This is a genomic window from Motilibacter aurantiacus (assembly GCF_011250645.1).
GTDB lineage: Bacteria > Actinomycetota > Actinomycetes > Motilibacterales > Motilibacteraceae > Motilibacter_A > Motilibacter_A aurantiacus.
The window spans coordinates 1-1443 of record NZ_JAANNO010000033.1 but is presented as its reverse complement, the minus strand read 5'-3'; the positions used below and the strand labels follow the sequence as shown (position 1 = coordinate 1443).

Annotated in this window: 1 protein-coding gene; it reads right to left on the bottom strand. The window is 69.6% G+C overall.

Annotated elements, in window-relative coordinates; genetic code table 11:
• The coding region (locus G9H72_RS20675) for an IS30 family transposase (RefSeq protein WP_166174737.1) at positions 1 to 1356 on the bottom strand (1356 nt) is incomplete at its 3' end.
• Positions 1357 to 1443: the final 87 nt, after the last annotated feature.

Here is a 1443-nt window from a genome sequence, read left to right as displayed (position 1 = left end):
ATGCTCGTCCATGGCCTCGGCGGGTGTTCGCCAGCCGAGGGTCTTGCGTGGTCGGCTGTTGAGGGCGTTGGCCACGGCGGCGAGGTCGTCGGCGCTCCACCGCGAGAGGTTGGTGCCTTTGGGGAAGTACTGGCGAAGGAGACCGTTGGTGTTCTCGTTCGTGCCGCGCTGCCAGGGGCTGTGCGGGTCGGCGAAGTAGACCGGGATGCCGGTCTCGACGCGGAAGGCGGCGTGGGCGGACAGCTCCTTGCCGCGGTCCCAGGTCAGTGATCGACGCAGTTGCTCGGGCATCAAGGCCATCGCCGTGGCCAGTGCTCTCTTCATCGAAACTGCGCCGTAGCCGCCCAGTGCGGGCCCGTTCTTCACCCGAGCTGCCAGGCCGTAGCCGTCTTCTCGGGGCAGGTGGACGAGCATCGTGAACCTGGTGGTCCGTTCAACGACGGTGCCGATCGCCGAGCGCTCCAACCCGATGATCAGGTCCCCTTCCCAGTGCCCGGGGACCGCCCTGTCCTGGACCTCGGCGGGCCGCTCGCTGATCATCACCTCGGCGCTCACGTGTGCGCCCGGCTTGGCTCGCGCCCGTGACCGCGGCACCCGCAACGCCCTCCCCGTGCGCAGGCACGTGACGAGCTCACGCTTGAGCGCGCCCCGACTCTCCACGTAGAGCGCCTGGTAGATCGCCTCGTGGCTGATCCGCATGGACTCATCATCGGGGAAGTCGATCGGCAGGCGATGGGCGATCTGCTCCGGGCTCCACGCCAGCGTCCATCGCCGGTCCTGGCGTCTGGGCTTGTTCCGGCCCTTCCACGGGGCCGGCTGCGGCCCGGTGACGGCAACACCGTCGGGACGGCGCACGTGTCCCGAGAGCCGTTCCTGGACGTAGTCCCGCAGTCGGGTGTTCACGACGAGCTTCGCGGGCGTGGACCGCCGGGCCGCCAGCTCGGCCTTCCACTGCGCCACCCCCGCTCGATAGTCGAGCTTGCCCCCGCGGGTGGCGGCGTTGCGACGCAGCTCTCGGGAGATCGTCGACGGGTCACGGCCCAGCGTGCGGGCGATCTCACGCACTCCCGCGTCCCGGGCCCGCATCAGCGCGATCTCCTCGCGCTCGGCGAACGACAGGTATCGACCGGAGGGCCGATCCAGACTGATCAAGGGCATGCCGCCACGTTCACGGAACCACCGCGATCCGACCGGTCCCGACACGCCGACAGCCACGCCGGCGTCCTCGCTGGTCATCCCTGCAGCGATCTTGACCCAGAACGCCCGCTCGAGATCCCTTCGGATCGGCGGACGCCCAGGCGACCTCATCGCAGGCCGCCCCGTCTGCGTGACCAGCCACCCCGGTTGCCGCCCCATGAAGACCTCCACGATCAAGGTGTTGCGACGACCGGTTGAGTCCGGTGACCGACCCGTGGTCGCTGTGGAAGATCGCGCCGGTCAGGC